At 67.0% G+C, this 15904-nt stretch carries 11 protein-coding genes; 10 read left to right on the top strand and 1 reads right to left on the bottom strand.

What is annotated here, in order from left to right; all coding sequences use genetic code 11:
* The first annotated feature begins 29 nt into the window (after positions 1-29).
* From ASE22_RS20575 to ASE22_RS20560, 4 genes are all read left to right on the top strand, one after another.
* The gene (locus ASE22_RS20575) at positions 30-1217 is read left to right on the top strand and encodes a pyridoxal phosphate-dependent aminotransferase (RefSeq protein ID WP_056363972.1); all 1188 of its coding nucleotides are present in this window, start codon (positions 30-32) and stop codon (positions 1215-1217) included.
* 271 nt (positions 1218-1488) lie between these two features.
* Entirely contained in the window at positions 1489-3762 is a 2274-nt protein-coding gene (locus ASE22_RS20570; RefSeq protein ID WP_056363970.1) for a TonB-dependent receptor, read from the top strand.
* Positions 3763-3872: 110 nt separating this feature from the next.
* On the top strand, positions 3873-5633 hold the full coding sequence (locus ASE22_RS20565) for a M61 family metallopeptidase (RefSeq protein WP_056363968.1): 1761 nt from the start codon (positions 3873-3875) through the stop codon (positions 5631-5633).
* A 109-nt stretch (positions 5634-5742) separates the two neighbouring features.
* Entirely contained in the window at positions 5743-6066 is a 324-nt protein-coding gene (locus tag ASE22_RS20560) for a hypothetical protein (protein WP_056363966.1), read from the top strand.
* A gap of 61 nt (positions 6067-6127) precedes the next feature.
* On the opposite strand, the gene ASE22_RS20555 is transcribed toward ASE22_RS20560, so the two are convergent.
* Positions 6128-6703, bottom strand: coding sequence for an arylesterase (locus ASE22_RS20555; RefSeq protein ID WP_056363964.1), 576 nt, complete (start codon positions 6701-6703; stop codon positions 6128-6130).
* Positions 6704-6926: 223 nt separating this feature from the next.
* On the opposite strand from ASE22_RS20555, the gene ASE22_RS26325 reads away from it, so the two are divergent.
* The 6 genes from ASE22_RS26325 (at position 6927) to ASE22_RS20530 (ending at position 15897) form a co-directional block, all read left to right on the top strand.
* Positions 6927-7082 carry a DUF3309 family protein gene (locus ASE22_RS26325; protein ID WP_082545385.1) on the top strand — a complete coding sequence of 52 codons (156 nt, stop codon included), beginning with the start codon at positions 6927-6929 and terminating at the stop codon, positions 7080-7082.
* A gap of 323 nt (positions 7083-7405) precedes the next feature.
* Entirely contained in the window at positions 7406-10090 is a 2685-nt protein-coding gene (locus ASE22_RS27935; RefSeq protein ID WP_056363962.1) for a LuxR C-terminal-related transcriptional regulator, read from the top strand.
* Positions 10091-10269: 179 nt separating this feature from the next.
* A complete protein-coding gene (locus tag ASE22_RS20545) occupies positions 10270-12519 on the top strand; it encodes a TonB-dependent receptor (RefSeq protein ID WP_235536471.1) in 2250 nt (749 codons plus the stop codon).
* 91 nt (positions 12520-12610) lie between these two features.
* On the top strand, positions 12611-13402 hold the full coding sequence (locus ASE22_RS20540) for an aspartate/glutamate racemase family protein (RefSeq protein WP_200933130.1): 792 nt from the start codon (positions 12611-12613) through the stop codon (positions 13400-13402).
* 115 nt (positions 13403-13517) lie between these two features.
* Positions 13518-13844 (top strand): cupin domain-containing protein, encoded by a 327-nt coding sequence (locus ASE22_RS20535; protein WP_056363956.1) that lies wholly within the window; start codon positions 13518-13520, stop codon positions 13842-13844.
* 4 nt (positions 13845-13848) lie between these two features.
* On the top strand, positions 13849-15897 hold the full coding sequence (locus ASE22_RS20530) for a hydantoinase/oxoprolinase family protein (RefSeq protein ID WP_056363955.1): 2049 nt from the start codon (positions 13849-13851) through the stop codon (positions 15895-15897).
* Positions 15898-15904: the final 7 nt, after the last annotated feature.

Below are 15904 nucleotides of genomic sequence, written 5' to 3'. Positions count from 1 at the left end.
GTGCCCGCCGGCGCCGGTAGAGAAACGCCATGTCGAACGAAGAAACCATGCCGTCGCCGGCGACGTCCTCCGAAGAGGGAAGCTACGCGCAGTGGGTCCGTGGCGCCCTCGCCACCGCCCGCGCGCACCAGGGAAATGCCGTCAGCCTGTTCGAAAGCTCGGTCCCCGAGCCACGCGAATTGCTGCGCAACACGGTGCTGGACGCGGTCGAGCCCAATTTCTCGCGCTATTATGTCAGCGCCTTCGGCGACGGGAATCCGTTCGTCCGCGACATGCTGGCGGAACGCTACGCCGTCGACCGCGATCAGGTCCTGTGCACCACCGGTGCCACCGGTGGTCTGTCGCTGATCTACCGCGCCTTCCTGAAGCCCGGCGATCATGTCCTGATCGAAACCCCGGGCTTCGACCTGTTCGGTTATCTGGCCGAGGCGTCGGGCGCGACGATCGATCGCTTCCACCGCAGCGGTACCCGCTTCTCGATCGACGTCGCCGAGGTCGAGGCGCGGCTGCGGCCGAACACCCGGCTGGTGGTTCTGTCCGACCTCCACAACCCCTCGGGCATGGCGGTGCCGCAGGACGTGTTGCGCGCGCTGGCCGGACTGGCCGAGCGGCGCGGCTTCCTGCTGGTCGTCGACGAGGTCTACGGCGACTATGCCGCGGCCGAGCGTCGGCCCGGCGCGGCGGCGGCGCTGTCGCCGGCGGTGATCAGCCTGTCCAGTCTGACCAAGATCTACGGCCTCGGCGTGCTGCGCTGCGGCTGGATCGTCGGCGCGCCGCAGGTGATCGAGACGCTGCGCCGCCTGAACGGCCGGATCGAGTTCGGCATCTCGACCCTGTCGCACGCGATCGCCGCGCACGTCATGACCAACGCCGCCGTTTTCGGCCAGCATTCGCGCAGCTATGTCGAACGATGCCGGCCGCGCTTCCAGGCCTGGTTCGAGGAGATGGTCGCCGAGGGACTGATGGGCGGCGAACTGCCCGACGACGGCTGCATCTGCTTCCCGTCGCTGCCCGGCATCGCCGACAGCCGGACCTTCTCCGAATGGCTGATCGCGCGCTCGGGCGTGATCGTTGCGCCGGGCGAATATTTCGGCGCGCCCGGCCATGTCCGCATCGGTTTCTGCCAGGAGGACGACAAGCTCGAAGCGGGGCTGCGTGGGCTGGAAGAGGGGCTGCGCGCCTATGCGCGGGAGTTCCAGCCGATCGGTTCGGCCTGACCGGCCGGACCGGCGGGTGGGGCGGCTGGGAAATCTTGATCCAACTCGGCCGCAATCGGCGAAAATCTATGCGCGAAGCCGGTCGGCAGACCTGAATGAGAATAAATTTGGCGGCGGCTGATGGCTAATTTGCTGCTGCCTCGGTGAGGGATGTCCGCAGCGCCCGACGATGATGATCGCGTGGCGACGGACGGGAAAAGAGGTTCCGAACTGGATGTGGCTGGTCCCGCGGGGGGGCTGCCGATCCGCGGGTTCAGTGGAGGTACGAAGAATGAAAAATGTGAAACACGCCATCTCCATGTCGGCGGCGGTCATCGCCCTGGCGGCATCGATGCCGGCCATCGCGCAGGAAGCGCAGGCGGCAGAGGATTATTCGGCCGGCGACATCGTCGTCACCGCGCAGAAGCGCGCCGAGCGTCTGATCGACGTGCCGGTCGCCATCAGCGCCATCTCGGCCGACGCGCTGACCACGCAGAACATCAACCGCCTGTCGGAATATTTCGACCGGGTTCCGGGTCTCCAATATTCGAACCAGCGCGTGTCGGGCCTCGCGTTGCGCGGCGTCACCACCGGCGGCGCCACCGCGCCGACCGTCGCGCTGCTCGTCGACGACATCCAGTTCGGCGGTACCACGGGCACCGGCCAGCCGCCGCTCCCCGATTTCGACGCCAGCGCGGTCAGTCGGGTCGAAGTGCTGCGCGGACCGCAGGGCACGCTCTACGGCGCATCGAGCCTCGGCGGCCTGATCAAATATGTCCTCAAGGAACCCGACACCAAGGAATTCTCGGGCCGCGTCGAGCTGGGCGGCACCGCCGTCTCGCACGGCGACACCGGCTATGCGGTGCGCGGCTCGGTCAACATCCCGATCAACGATTGGCTGGCGGTGCTGGGCAGCGGCTTCAAGCGTGAGGACGCGCCCTATCTCGACAATGCCCATCCGCAGGCGCTGAAGGCGAAGGACGTCAACACCCGTGACGTCTGGGGTTTCCGCGGCGCCGCGCTGATCAAGCCGGCCGACAATTTCCGCGTCGTCCTCTCGGCGCTGCGGCAGAAGACCGACGCGACGAACAGCGACTTGGCGATCACCTCCGGCGGCGTTCCGGTGTGCGTCGCCTGCACGCTCGCCGCCGCGCCGATCCCGGCGACCGCGAAGACCACCTTCGAGCCGGTATATGGCGACCTGACGATCCGGTCGATCGACTCGATCAACAAGGCGAAGTTCCAGCTCTATTCGGCTCGCGGCGAACTCGAGCTCGGTGGCGTCACCATCACCTCGATCAGCGCCTGGAGCCGCGCCGACAACGTCATCACCAGCGACGTGACCAACGTCTTCGGCGGCCTGCTGCGGTCGGTCTACGGCCTGTCGGCGACGCCGACCGTCCAGATCGCCAATGCCGACCGGACGCATAAATTCTCGCAGGAACTGCGCCTCGGCGGCGACATCGGCACCAGCTTCACCTGGCTGGCCGGCGGCTTCTATACCGTCGAGCATGCCGCGACCGACCAGACGCTGATCGCGTCCGGCAGCCTGACCGCGACGCCCTATATCGGTACCGGCCCCGGCACCTATCGCGAATATGCCGGCTTCGGCGACCTGACCTGGCACGCCACCGACAAGCTCGATATCCAGGTCGGCGGCCGTTACGCGCACAACAAGCAGCATAACGAGTCGACCCTGGACACCTCGCCGCAGACCGCGCCGGTCTTCGGTTCGGGCACCACGATCGCCGATTCCAGCGACAATGCCTTCACCTGGCTGATCTCGCCGAGCTACCATTTCTCGCGCGACATCATCGCCTATGCCCGCGTCGCCACCGGTTATCGCCCGGGCGGCCCGAACATCGCGGCGCCGCCGTCGGTGCCGAAGTCCTTCGCTTCGGACAAGGTGGTCAATTATGAACTGGGCTTCAAGGGCAAGGTCGTTCCCGGCCTGCTGACCATCGACGTCTCGCTGTTCCAGATCGACTGGAAGGATATCCAGCTCCAGGGCACCGACTCGATCAGCTCGCTCACCTTCCTCGCCAATGGCGGCAAGGCACGCAGCCGCGGTCTCGAGCTCGCGACCAACCTGACCCCGTGGTCGGGCATGACGATCGACACCAACCTGACCTTTACCGACGCGACCCTGACCGAGGACCTGCCGACCATCGTCAACGCCACCGGTCTCCGGGGCCTCGACGGCGACCGCCTGCCTTTCTCGGCCCGCGTCGCCGCCAACATCACGGCGAACCAGAGCTTCCCGCTGGGCGATCGGCTCGAAGGCAATGTCGGCTTCACCGTCGTCTATCTGGGCGACCGTGCGGGCACCTTCGTCACCAACGCGGCGAATGCGACCCGTCCGCGCATCACCCTGCCGGGCTACACCACCGTCGACGTGCGCGGCGGGCTGACCTTCGACCAGGTCTGGAGCGCGAACGTCTATGTCCGCAACATGTTCGACAAGCGCGGCGTCGCCGCCGCCGACAACCGCAACGGCGTCAACGTGCCGACCGCGCTGTTCATCCAGCCGCGCACGTTCGGCGTGACCCTGGCGCGGTCCTTCTGATGACGGCGGACGCGTATCGCCCGCTATGAAATACCGAGATGCGCAGGGGGCCCACTCCCTGCGCATCTTTTTTGTATAGACATATCGAGGTGAGAGCGATGCGTGGGGCGATGATCGGCAATATTCTGACGGGCCTGTCCCTGGCCCTCGCCCTGGGCACCGCCTCCATGGCGGGTGCGGCGGAATCCGACGGTTCCCTTGCCGTTACGCTGGCGCCAATCGCCGCACCCGCCGCCCCGACGCAGGTCGGCACCGTCGACGTCATCTTGCGCTTCGATGGCGTCGCCGCGGCCAGCGGCGAGCCGCTGCTTCGCCTGCCGATGGTCAGCAGCAATGTCGACACCGTCGCGACCGTGATCGCGGCGATCAGCGCGCGCGACGCGAAGGGGCCGCTCAGGCTGACCCACCGCGACGTCGACCTGCCCGAAACCGGCATGCGCGACGCGGTCGGCGGCGGCCCGTCGCGCGAATGGATCGCCGACCGCGCCGTCGAGGGGACGGTCACCGTCCGCTACAGCGTTCCGGCAGAAGCCACCCTGCCGCCGCGCGGCCCCGCGCCGCCCTTCTCCTTCACCGCCGATGGCGGCGGGGTGTCGGCGGCCGGCCATGTCTTCCTGCTGCTGCCGCCGGGCGACCATCGTTACCGCACCAGCTATGGCTGGGATCTGTCCCGCGCGCCGAAGGGCAGCCGGGGCGTCAGTTCGCTGGGCGAGGGAAGTGTCACCGCCGCCGAACCGCTCGACGGCGCGCAGATCCGCATGAGCTTCTTCATGGCCGGGCGGATCGGCACCTTCCCCCCAAAAATCCCGACCGGCGGCTTCTTCGGCGCGTGGCAGGGAGCGCCGGCCTTCGACGCGGGCGACCTGCTCGCCTGGACGGGCGCGCTCTACGATCGTTATGCCCGCTTCTTCGACCAGAAGGAGTCCCCGCCCTACGGCGTCTTCCTGCGCTACAACCCGATCAACGCGGGCGGCGGCGTCGGCCTGTTCCGTTCCTTCGTCGCCACCTTCGGCAGGGGCAAGGGATCGGATGCCGAGAAGATCAAGCTGACCCTGGCGCATGAGATGTTTCACACCTTCCAGCCCTTCATCGCCAGGCCGGCGGGGCTCGAATCCTCCTGGTTCGGGGAAGGGCTCGCGACCTTCTACCAGGCGCGGCTGCCGTTCCGCTTCGGCATGATCACGCCGGAGGCCTATCTCGCCGACATCAACTGGACGGCGGCACGCTATTATACCAGCGCGATGGCGACCGTGCCGAACCGCGAGGTACCCAGAGGCTTCTGGGCCGATACCCGCATCCGCACGCTGCCCTATGACCGGGGCATGCTCTATTTCGCCACGGTCGACGATGCGATGCGCAAGGCGTCGGGTGGCGCCAAGTCGCTGGACGACCTGATGTTCGGCATGCTCGCGCTCGAAAAGGCGGGCAGGACCACCGATAACGGCGATTGGGAAAAGCTGCTTGCCGAGCATCTCGGCCCCAGCGCGGTCGAGGATTTTCGCGCCTATCTGAACGGCGCGATGCCGCTGCCGGCATCGGATGCTTTCGGTCCCTGCTTCCGCCGGACCACCGCGAAGCTGCGTCGCTACGAACTGGGTTTCGCCACCGAGGTGCTGGCACAACCGAAGCGGATCGTCCGCGGTCTCGTCCCCGGATCGGCCGCTGCGCTCGCCGGGCTGCGCGACGGCGACGAGATCGTCGATCCGGTGCCGCAGGACGGCATCCAGGGGGAGCAGACCGAGCTGATCCGGCTGCGCATTCGCCGGGGAATGAAGACATTTCCCGTGACGTATCTGCCGCGCGGCGAGACGGTCCAGGCCTATCAGTGGGAGCCCGTGCCAGGCGAGTCAGGCAAGGATTGCGCGCTGTAGGCGTCCTGCCTCTCGCCGATGTCCCGTAAGATCGTGACGGTCGACGGCCAGGCGGGAACAGGGATGCGGACCAAGCCGTTGATCCATTCCCTCGAGAAAGGCCACGCACATGCCCCGCGACCCCAAAGACGATATCGCTCCAGAGCTCGACAATGGCGAGCAGCAGGACGCCGACCAGGCGCAGGACGTCGCCGACGACGCGATGGTGGTGAGTACCGACCTATCCGAGGAAAGCGAGCATGGCGGTTCGCCCGACAGGACTACCGTCATGCCGGACGATGCTCCGGATCTGGTCGACACGATGAACCAGATGGTGACGTCGGGCAGGATCGATAACGGCGCCTTCGCCGGCGAGCCGATGCACGACGACGAGGAAGACGGCCTGGGCGAGACCGACAGCGACGAGGACGATATCGAACCCCGCGGCGCGTGACGGTCCGTATCTGCACGGATCCATCATCGCGGCGTGGTGACAGGATAGCGGACCGATCCGATCAGGCCGCTCGGGTACGACCCGCGCGGAGCGCATCCTGTACCGCCGGCAGGAAGGCTCGCGCTATGCGGGCATAGCCTTCGGCGTTGGGATGCACGCGGTCGGGCAGGGTCAGCCTCGGATGGCCCAGCACGCCGGGAGGAAGGAAAGGTGCCACGGGCACGCCATGTGCCTGCCCCAGGGTATCGTAGAGCGCGGTACAGTCGCGGCCCAGGCCGCCGAGCCATGCGGGTGCGTCCATGCGTGCGAGCAGGACCGGAAGCTGGCAGCGGCCGAGTTCCATCAGGATCGCGTCGAGATTGCGGCGCGTGGTGGCAAGCGGGATGCCGCGCAACAGGTCGTTGGCGCCCAGTTCGACGATCACCAGATCCGGCCGATTGTCCAGCCGGCTGAGGATTCGCGGGAGGCGGGCGAGCGCACTCTGCGTCGTGTCGCCGGAGGCGCCTTCATTGTCGACGCGAGGACGCGGATGGTCGCAACGAAGCAGGGCTTCGAGCTGGCTCGCGAAGCTCTGGTGACGAGGGAGGCCATAGCCTTCGGTAAGGCTGTCGCCGAATGCGATGATGTAGGGGGACATTGGCTACAAGATGGTGTGATCGCGCGGTTTTTCCAGAGCCCTCTCCGTCGCGGGTCGATTTCGATCGGTCGAAGCTGCGGCCGAAGGGCATTGTTTCGTTCAACCCGGTCGCCGCGCCGCGCGGACGACCTCTTCGCAGGCTTTTTATCGGCCTTCGCCAGAGATCGGAACGGCTCCGCCCATCGATTGTTGCTGCATTGTTGCAATCGCTAGAGGGAAGCCAATGCTGGGCACAATCATTCTGATCATCCTTATCCTCGCGCTCGTCGGCGCGCTGCCGACCTGGGGATATAGCTCGGGCTGGGGCTACGGGCCTTCGGGCCTGCTTGGCGTCGTCGTCGTGATCCTTCTGATCCTCGTCCTGCTCGGCAGGATCTGACCGGAGCATCGAACCGGCCGTCGGCGCTCCGCGCGCCGGGGTCGGTTCGATCTCGCCCGCACGACGGGCGACATTGGGTGGCGGATAACCGCAGCGAGCGAATCCTACGCCGACGCCACCCGGGGCCTTGCCCCGCCAGTCCCATCGATCGGCAGACGGCCGCAAGGCGAAAGGACTGGGCTCGGACGGGCTCGGTCGACCAGCGCCGCGATGCGCATCCGTTGGCTGCGACGAGCAAGCCGACCGGTTAAACAGCAGCAGACATGGTCTCCCGGCGCGGTAGCCGTTATTGCCGCGGCACCTCATTCGGGGGATAGGGGGCCATGTCCGAGCAGATCGATCCCGAAATGGCGCGCCCCTGGCTGCTTCGATCGAAGCTCGAACTGCCTCGCAACAATGTTCGCCTCGTCGGCCGTCCGCGGCTGCGGGCTCGCATGCAGAGGTGGTTCGATCTCGATCTCGCCGCGGTGATCGCCCCGGCGGGCTATGCCAAGTCGACGACGGTCGCGGAATGGTGTCGCGAGGCCCGCGCCGCGGGGGCGGTCGTCGCCTGGCTGTCGCTCGACGAGGGCGATGCCGAGCCGACCCAGTTTCTCTCCTATCTGGTCGCATCGCTGTCGACCGCCGGGCTCGACCTGAAGGGCCTCGAGGTCGGTGCCGAGGAAGGCTTCTTCGCGAGCGGTATCCCGCCTGCGCTGTCGGCGGTCCTCGACGCGGTGGCCCAGGCCGGCCGGCCGGTGGTGGTCGTCCTCGACGATTATTACCGGCTGGGATCGACGGCGGTCGACACCATGTTGCGGGGGCTGTTGCAGAATGTCCCGGCGAACATGACTTTCGTCATCACCTCGCGCGGGTCGCTGCCGTTCGACATCGCGCATCTCCTGGCCGCCGGACGGGCCGACGAACTGACCAGCGAGGCGCTCCGCTTCACTGCCGACGAACTCGCCGCGGTCTTCGAGCAGCCGGTCTCGGAAGAGGCGCTGGCGCTGCTGCTCGAGCGGACCGAGGGCTGGCCGGTCGCCGTCCAGTTGGCGAAGCTGCTGGTCGGGGACGATCCGTCGAGCGTGCGGTTCGACAATTTCCATGGCGATTCGGGGCATATCGCGACCTATCTCGCCGACCAGATCGTCAGCAGCCTGGAGCCCGATCTCCAGTCGTTCCTGCTCCAGACGGCGCCGCTCGAACATTTCAACGACCGGCTCGCGGCCGCCGTCACCGAACGGGCCGACAGCCTCCAGACGATCGTCAGGCTCGAGCCGCTCGGCGCGCTCATCGTTCCGACGGTCGAGGGCGGCGCCGGCTATCGCTACCATCATCTCTTTGCCGAATATCTGCGCAACGAACAGCGCCGCCGCTTCGGAGACGATGCGGTCGACGAGGTTCATCGGCGGGCGTCGCGCTGGTACGAGCAGAACGGCTATATGTCGGACGCGGTCCGGCACGCGCGGCTCAGCGGCGATTATGCGCGCTGCGCCCGGCTGATCCAGGATGCCGGCGGCTGGGAGCTGATCCTGTTCGGCGGCATCGGCTATCTGCGCGGGCTGCTGCAGCAACTGCCCGACGCCGTCATCCACGCCTATCCGCGCATATCGGTGGCCAAGGCCTATTCCTGCATCAAGGACGGGCTGCTGCCCGAGGCGCGGACGCTGTTCGACATCGCCGTCTCCGCGCGCGACGGCGCGGGAGCGAGCGATCCGGCGCTGGAGCGCGACCTGCTCAACGTCGGCGTGCTGCTGACCGTCTATGAGGACCATCATATCGACCTCGCCGAGCTGGAGCGGCGCGACGCCGAACTGAACGGCATGGTTTCGGCCGATGCGGTGACGCGTTCGATCCTGGCATGCCATCTCGTCGTCTACGAACTGGCGCTGGGGCGCTTCGGCGCCGCCGACCGCCGCGCCCAGCAGGCGATGCGCTGGATGCGGCAGGCGCGGACCATGCTGGGGCTCAATTATTGCTACCTCCATGCCGGACTGGCGGCGCTCTACCAGGGGCGGTTGCGGGCGGCGGAGGCGCATTTCGGTGTGGCCCGGCGCATGGCCGACGAGAATTTCGCCTATGATCCCGGTCTGCGCGCGATGTCGCGCCTGCTGGAGAGCAGTCAGAAATTCTGGGCGGGCCAGCCGTCCGACCTGTCGGCCGAGCAGATCCGCGCCGATCTCGACCAGGTCGAGAGCTATGATGGCTGGGTCGACATCTATTACAGCGCGCTGATCGTCGAACATGGCGTACTCAACGATCCGGAGCGTGCGATCGAACGGCTTCGCCGCGTCGCGCGGGCACGCGGCCTCGACCGGCTGGATCGGCTGGCCGACGCCTTCACCCTGCTCGGGGAGGGCGCCGCCGACCGCACCACCATCGCGCTGGGGCTGCGGCAGGCGCTGCCCGACGACGGCTGGAAGACCGACTCGTTCGTCTGGCTCGCCTATCTCGAAAGCCGGCTGGGCCTTGCCGCGCATTTCGCCGCGATCGACCGGTCGCGGGCGATCCGCACGCTGACCGACGCGCTGGGCTGTGCCCGCGAACTCGGCGCCTTCCTGCACGTGATCCGGATATTGGTGGCCCGCGCCCAGCTGCTCGATCTCTCCGGGGCCCGCGCGCAGGCGATCGAGGACATGGTCGAGGCGCTGACCCTGGCGGCGCCCGAGGCCGCCTATGGGCCGTTCCTGACGAGCAAGGGGGCGATGCCGCTGCTGCGTGCCGTCGGCCGCCATGCGCAGGACGCCTATGTCGACATTCTCGTCGTCGATTTCGCCGCGACCCTGGTCGCCCGGCTGGCCCGGCAGGGCGACGCCCGCGGGGGCGAGGTCGGCGACGCGGGGCTGAGCCTGCGCGAGCGCGAGGTGCTCGAGGAACTGGCCCATGGCCGGTCGAACAAGGAGATCGCCCGCCTGCTCGACATGACCGAGCATACGGTGAAGTTCCACCTCAAGAACGTCTTCGCCAAGCTCGACGTGGCACGCCGGACCCAGGCGGTGGCGCGGGCCCGGGATCTCGGACTGATCTGACCTGCCCATTCGGGTAGGTTTTCGGGATCGAGGCGGCTTCACCTCCTCGAAATCCTCCCTTGGGCTATGCTTCCCCGACATTGTCTCGAAACCGCCATGGTCCGACACCGGCGATGGAGGAACCACGGACCGGAAGGGGGCGCCAAGCCCCGCCGGCGAGACATCCAAAGGGGAAAAGCATGACAAGTCCGTTCAGACGAATGCTCGAGGGTGGTGTGGCGGCGATGTGCCTGGCGGCGGCAGTGCCGGCCTGGGCGCAGCAGGACGCGGCGGCGGGGCAGACCGAGGGCATCGAGGACATCGTCGTCAGCGCGCGGCTTCGTAACGAGCGGATCCAGGACATTCCCCTCGCGGTGACGGCCTTTTCGGCGCAGTCGATCGCCGACCGCAAGATCGAGGACGCCAGCGATTTCCTGTCGTCCACGCCGAACGTGTCGATCAACCAGTCGCAGAGCGCCGGCGTTTCCTTCATCACGATCCGCGGCGTATCGCAGGTCCGCAACGGCGAGAGCCCGGTGGCGGTCGTCATCGACGGCGTCCAGCAGGTCACCTCCCGCCAGCTGACCCAGGAACTGTTCGACCTCGAGCGGATCGAGGTGCTGCGCGGCCCGCAGGGCGCGCTCTATGGCCGGAACGCCATCGGCGGCGCGATCGTGATCACCACCAAGGCACCGAGTGAGGAGCTCGAGGGGTCGGCTTCGGCAGGCTATGGCCGAGGCGACGATTACCGCGTGCGGGGTTCGGTCTCGGGCCCGCTGGCGGGCGAGGCGCTGCGCTTCCGCGTGTCGGGCGCCTATCGCGATCTGGGCGGCTATTATCGCAACGTCTATCTCGACAAGAAGGTCGACGGCAGCGAGGACCTGAACCTGCGCGGCCAGCTGTTTGCCCAGCTCGGTCCCGACTTCACCGCCGACCTGAAGGCCCAATATGGCCGCACCGAAGGCGGCGGCGGCAATTTCCAGTATCAGTCGGCCAATTTCGACCCGGCGCGGCCCTGCTTCCTCGATCCGGCCAATCCGTTCGGCGGGCCGGCGCCCGACGCGAACCGCGTGTCGCGGACCTATTGCGCGACCAACCTCGGATATAATCTGCGCACCACCAGGCAGGTGTCGCTGCGGCTGCAATATGATGCCGGCTTCGCGACGATCACCAACGTCACCGCCTATGACCGGGTGAAGGAATATATCTCCGGCGACCAGTTCGCCTATACCGCCAGCGTCGACGTGTTCGGCACCGACGGGACCCAGACCCAATATGAGGATCTCAAGGCCTGGTCGAACGAACTGCGGATCAGTTCTCCGTCGAACCAGTCGTTCCGCTGGATGGCCGGCGTCTATTATCTCGACACCAAGCGCTTCATCTCGACGACGACCGGCGACGACAACCTCCAGGGGATCGTCACCGTCAAGCGGCAGCCGCAATTCGGCAATCCGGCGAACCCGACGCTGTCCTTCCTGGCAGACAACAACCACAACCGCGCCTGGGCGGCGTTCGGCAACGTCGCCTACGACCTGACCGACCGTCTCGAACTGTCCTTCGCGGGCCGGTACGACAAGGATCGCCGGCGTCAGGCCGTGCGGGCCGACCAGACCGGCTCGCTGCCGGCCGGATGCTCGGTGGCGACCCCGGACAACTGCATCAAGCGCAACAGCTATGACCTGTTCCAGCCGAAATTCTCGGCGAAGTACAAGGTCAGCGACGACGTCAACCTGTTCGGCTCCTGGGGCGTCGGCTTCCGGTCGGGCCAGTTCAATCAGAGCGGCGTCGCGGCGGTCGCGGCCGCGGTCGGGGTCACGGGCGTGTCGGACGTCGTCAAGCAGGAAAAGGCCGAGACCTTCGAGGCGGGCTTCAAGAGCGACCTGTTCGGAAGGCGCCTGCGCCTGAACGGCACCTTCTACACCACGAAGGACGAGAACCCGCTCTACTTCGTGTTCATCGGTTCGATCGGCGCGCAGGTCCTGGTCAACATCGACCGGGTCCGGTCGACCGGCTTCGAGCTGGAGGCGCAGGCGAAGATCGCCGACGGGCTCGATGCCTTCGCCAACTATGGCTACACGCGCAGCCGCATCAAGGCCTATGGCGTCGATCCGACCCAGGTCGGCAACCGGACGCCCTATGTGCCGAAGGACACCTGGTCGATGGGGCTGCAGTACCGCACCCCGATCACCGACGACATCGGCCTCTTCGCCCGCGGCGACGTCGATCATCACGGCAAGCAATATTGGGATCCGGAGAACTCGACCGCGCGCAGCAGCTACGAGCTGTTCAACGCCCGGCTGGGCTTCGAGAAGCCCGACGGCAGCTGGTCGCTGATCGCCTCGGTCGATAATCTGTTCGACAAGAAATATAATGCCGAGTGGGTGCTGGGCGGCTTCGCCCAGACCGGATTGCCACGGACTTGGTCGATCGATCTGTCGGTCCGGTTCTGATCGTCGCGAGGGGCGCCTCGCGCCCCTCCTGTCACCAACCGAAGCGCGAACCGCCGGCCCTATGGGGCCGGCGAAAGGGAGAGGTTTTGCCATGTCGCAGACGACCAGGCTGTTGTGGGTCAATCCGGTGGGATATCCCGACTATGACGCGCCGATGGGCGAGCTGATGGCCGGGGTGAAGGCGGCCGGTACCGAGATCGACCTCGTGTCGCTCAGCACCTCGCCGCTGCCCAACCATCTCGAATATCGGACCTATGAGGCGCTGATCGTCGCCGACATGGTCCGGCTCGCCCGGATGGCCGATGCCGAAGGCTATGACGCGATGGTGATCGGCTGCTTCTACGATCCGGGGCTGGAGGACGCCCGCGAGATATCGGGGCGGACGGTCGTGGTCGCGCCGTGCCAGGCCTCGGTCCAGATCGCCGCGAACCTCGCCAACCGCTTCTCTATCATCATCGGCCAGGAAAAATGGGCGGTGCAGATGCGCGAGCGGGTCGAGGCCTATGGCTATTCGCACAAGCTGGCCTCGACGCGGTCGATCGGGATCGGCGTGCCCGATCTCCAGAAGGATTGCGACTTCACCACCGCGCGGATCCTGGAAGCGGGCCGGCGCGCGATCGAGGAGGACAAGGCCGAGGCGCTGATCCTCGGCTGCACCTGCTCCTTCGGAATGAGCGAGATCGTCCAGAAGGAACTGGGCGTGCCGGTGATCGACCCGATCCTCGCCGCCTTCACCATGGCCGAATATCTCGGTTCGCTGCGCCGCCGGTTCGACTGGTCGCCCAGCCGCCGCTGGAGCTGCGCCCCGCCGCCGGAGGCCGAACTCGAGGCCTTCGGCATCTTCGCCGCGCCGCCGCCGATCGGCAACCGCGTTCGCTTCTAGAGCGGTTCACGACCTGACTGGATCAGATCGGCCGCTCTAACATGTTGTTTTAAAGCGATTTCCGAGTCGGCAGATATTTCCATCTGCCTCGAAACCGCTCCAGGGGCTCATATCCATGCAGATCCTTCCGATGCAGTGGGACGACGCGGTCGTCCAGATCGAAAATCTCGGCGAGAAGGTCACGACGGGGCGCACGACCAACACCTATGGAATGGCGGCCTTCCCGGCCGGCGTGCGCCATCCCGCCGAGGGCTTCTCGGCCCATGCCGGCACCGAGATTTCCTTCATCCTCGACGGTTCGTTCGAGGTCGAGACCCCCGGCGGGACAACCCGGGTCGAGCGCGACAGCCTGGTCGTCATTCCGGCGGGCGAGCCCCATGCGACGCTGACGCTGTCGGCCGGCCGCGTCGTCTATTTCCTCGTCGCCGAAGAGCAGGAGTAACAAGGTGCGCGCATCCAGCGACGTCGGCGGGACCTTCACCGATCTCGTCTATTACGAGGTCGATCCCGCGACCGGGCAGTGCGGCGCCGTCCGCACCGCCAAGGCCGACACCACGCCGCCCAATTTTGACGAAGGGGTGCTCAACGCGCTCGACAAGTCGGGCGTGCCGATCAGCCGGCTCGACTTCTTCGCCCATGGCTCGACGGTGGTCATCAACGCCCTGACCGAACGCAAGGGCGTGAAGACGGCGCTGATCACCACCAAGGGCTTCCGCGACGTGATCGAGATCGGGCGCGGCAACCGGCCCGACCTGTTCAACTTCAACTTCCGCAAGCCCAAGCCCTTCGTCGAGCGCTATCTGCGCGCCGAACTGGACGAGCGCGTGACCTTCCGCGGCGCGATTAAGCGCCCGGTCGACCTCGCCCCACTGCCGGGCCTGCTCGACGATTTCCGCCGCAACGGAGTCGAGGCGATCGCGGTCGCCTTCCTCCACGCCTATGTCGAGCCGTCGAACGAGCAGGCGGTGCTCGCCGAGATCCGTCGCCTGTGGCCCGAGGTCTCGGTGCTCGCCTCGCACGAGGTGAGTCGCGAGTGGCGCGAATATGAGCGGACCAACACCACGGTCCTGTCGACCTATGTCCACCCGATCACGCAGCGCTACATCGAGCGGCTGGAGGACCAGCTGAAGGACGGCGGCTATGACCGGCCGCTCTACATGATGCAGTCCAACGGCGGCATCGCCACCGCCAAGGCGGCCAAGGCCAACCCGATCGCGATGGTCGAATCTGGGCCTGCGAGCGGCATCTTCGCCGCCGCCTATATGGGCGGCCATATCGGCGAGCCGAACCTGATCGTCCTCGACATCGGCGGGACCACCGCGAAATGCACCCTGGTCGAGGGCGGCGAGGTCAAGGTCACCACCGAATATCATATCGAGCGCGACGCCCGTAATCCCGGCTATCCGATCCAGACCGCGGTGTCGGAGATCGTCGAGATCGGCAATGGCGGCGGGTCGATCGCCTGGATCGACGAGGGCGGCAAGCTCCATGTCGGGCCGAAGTCGGCCGGCGCCCGGCCGGGACCGGCGGCCTATGGCCATGGCGGCACCAACGCCACAACCACCGACGCCAACCTGGTGCTGGGCCGTATCGATCCCGCGAGCTTCGTCGGCGGCGAGCGCGAGCCCGACTGGGCCGCGGTGGACGGCGCCTTCGCGCCGCTCCAGGAACGGCTGGGCCTGTCGAAGGAGGAGGTCGCCCGCGGCATCGTCCGCATCGCCAATGCCAACATGACCGCGGCGCTGCGTCTGGTGTCGACCAACAAGGGCTACGACCCGCGCGACTTCGCGCTGATGGCGTTCGGCGGGGGCGGGGCGATGCACGCCGTCGCGCTGGCCGAGGAACTGCGCGTCCCGCATGTGATCGTGCCGGTCAACTCCTCGGTCTTCTCGGCCTGGGGCATGCTGCTGACCGACCTGCGCCGCGATTATCTCCAGACCCGCCTGACCCGGCTCCATCCCGATTCCGTACCGGCGATGGCGGACGGGTTCGCCACGATCGAACGGCAGGCGGCCGACGACTATGGCCAGGAAGAGGTCGGCTTCGAGCATTTCCTCGACATGCGCTATATCGGCCAGGAGCATACGGTGAAGATCGCCGTGGCGCGCTCGGCCGATGGCGCGATCGACATCGACGCGACGCGAGACGCCTTCCACGCGGCGCATGAGAAGCGCTTCACCTACCGGCTGCCCAATCCGATCGAGATCGTCAATTTCCACCTCGTCGCGACGGTGGTGGTGGCCAAGCCCGACCTGGCGGAGAAGCCGGTGACCGGCCTGGCGCTGGAGGCGACGGTGATCGGCCGCCGGACGGTCGACTTCGACCAGCATGGCATCCACGAGGCGGTGATCTACGACGGCCTGCGCCTCGAACCCGGCATGAGCTTCGCCGGGCCCGCCATCGTGCAGGAGCCCTCGGTGACCTGTGTCGTCCCGCCGCCGCACCGCGCCTCGGTCGACCGGTTCGGCAACTACCACATCCATCTCACGGCCTGAGGAGCGG

It is taken from the genome of Sphingomonas sp. Root720, assembly GCF_001428605.1.
Lineage (GTDB): Bacteria > Pseudomonadota > Alphaproteobacteria > Sphingomonadales > Sphingomonadaceae > Rhizorhabdus.
Note: the sequence above shows the minus strand (reverse complement) of the source record. Positions and strands in the feature narration are given on the sequence as shown.